Raw genomic sequence first — 1871 nt, 5'->3', positions numbered from 1 at the left:
CCCCCGTGAGGTACTCCCATGCCCCCGCACAAGAGATCGTTCCGCGCCCTCGCCTGCGCCGCCTCGGCGCTGGCCCTGACCATGACGGCAGGCGCCGCCTCCGCGTCCGCGGCCCCGGCCGACGCGAAGACCGGAAAGGCCGGAAAGGCCGGAAAGGCCGTCACCGGCGGCTGGAACAACTGGTCCTGCAAGCCGTCCGCCGCCCACCCCAACCCCGTCGTCCTCCTCCACGGCACCTGGGCGAACCAGGCGGACACCTGGTTCGCCCTGGCTCCGGAGCTGGCCGCCAAGGGCTACTGCGTCTACTCCCTCGACTACGGCAAGTTGCCCTACATGCCGGGGTTCAACGGCCAGGGGCCCCTCGTCAAGTCGGCCGGAGAAGTGTCCGCGTTCGTGGACAAGGTCCTCAAGTCCACGGGCACGAAGAAGGTGGACATCGTCGGTCACTCCCAGGGCGGCGGCCCCCTGCCGCGCTACTACCTCAACTTCATGAACGGCGCCGCCAAGGTCGACAAGCTCATCGGCCTGGCACCGGACAACCACGGCTCGACCGCCTCCGGGCTGGGCACCCTCGCGCGCAAGGTTCCCGGCGTGAGCAAGGCGCTGTCCCTCTCCGTTCCCGGCGTGGAGGACCAGATCGTCGGCTCCGCGTTCATGAAGAAGCTCAACTCCAAGCCGGACACCGTGCCCGGAGTGAAATACACGGTCATCTCGACCAGATACGACGAGATCGCCACGCCCTACAAGTCGCAGCAGCTCTCGGGCAAGAACGTGCGCAACGTGGTGGTCCAGGACCTGTGCAAGCTCGACGTCTCCGAGCACATCGCGCTGGGCATGGTCGACCGCGTCGCCTTCCACGAGGTGAAGAACGCGCTCGACCCGGCGCACGCGACCCCCACCACCTGCGCCTCGTTCTTCAGCTGACCCGCCGTCCGACACGAAGTCCATCCCCCCACTTGCGAGGTAGTCCCATGTCCGTACGCAAGAGAACGCTCCGCGTCCTCGCCGGCACCGTCTCGGCGCTGGCGCTGGCCCTGTCCTTCGGATCCGCCTCCGCGTCGGCGGCCCCGGCCGCCGCCCAGGTGGACATGACCGTCACCAGTGGCTGGAACAACTGGTCCTGCAAGCCCTCCGCGGCCCACCCCAACCCTGTCGTCCTGGCACACGGTACGTTCGCCAACTCATGGGACAACTGGCTCATGGCGGCCCCGTACCTGGTCCAGCGCGGCTACTGCGTCTACTCCCTGGACTACGGGCAGCAGGCCGGCGTGCCGCTCGTCCACGGCATCGGGCCGATCGCCAAGTCCGCCGACCAGCTCTCGGTGTTCGTGGACAAGGTCCTCAAGTCCACCGGTGCCAAGAAGGTGGACATCGTCGGTCACTCCCAGGGCGGCGGCGCACTGCCGCGCTACTACCTCAAGTTCCTGGGCGGCGCCGACAAGGTCGACAAGCTCGTGGGCATCGCGCCCTCCAACCACGGCACCACGGCCTCGGGGATGGCTCGCCTCATCGACGCCGTGCCGGGCGCCCGCAATGTCGTCTCCCTGACGATGCCGGGTGTCGAGGACCAGTTGGTGGGTTCGGAGTTCATGAAGAAGCTGAACGCCGGTGGTGACACCGTGCCCGGTGTGAAGTACACGGTCATCGCGACCAAGTACGACGAGGTGGTCACGCCCTACAGGACCCAGTTCCTGTCCGGCCCGAACGTACGCAACATCGAGCTCCAGAACCTGTGCAAGTGGGACATCTCCGAGCACGCCGCGATCGGCACCATCGACCGCATCGCCTTCCACGAGGTGGCCAACGCGCTCGACCCGGCGCACGCGACCCCCACCACCTGTTCCTCCGCGCTCAGCTGACCCACCCCACCC

General features: G+C 67.8%; 2 protein-coding genes. Both read left to right on the top strand.

Features of this window, described 5'->3' with window-relative positions; genetic code table 11:
- The first annotated feature begins 18 nt into the window (after window positions 1-18).
- Window positions 19-924, top strand: coding sequence for a triacylglycerol lipase (locus tag K6I33_RS34630; protein ID WP_229358766.1), 906 nt, complete (start codon window positions 19-21; stop codon window positions 922-924).
- Window positions 925-971: 47 nt separating this feature from the next.
- Window positions 972-1859, top strand: coding sequence for a triacylglycerol lipase (locus K6I33_RS34625; RefSeq protein ID WP_229358765.1), 888 nt, complete (start codon window positions 972-974; stop codon window positions 1857-1859).
- The last annotated feature ends 12 nt before the right edge of the window (window positions 1860-1871 follow it).

The organism is Streptomyces sp. UNOB3_S3, assembly GCF_020740895.1.
Taxonomy (GTDB): Bacteria; Actinomycetota; Actinomycetes; order Streptomycetales; family Streptomycetaceae; genus Streptomyces.
This window is presented reverse-complemented; position numbering and strand designations above follow the sequence as displayed.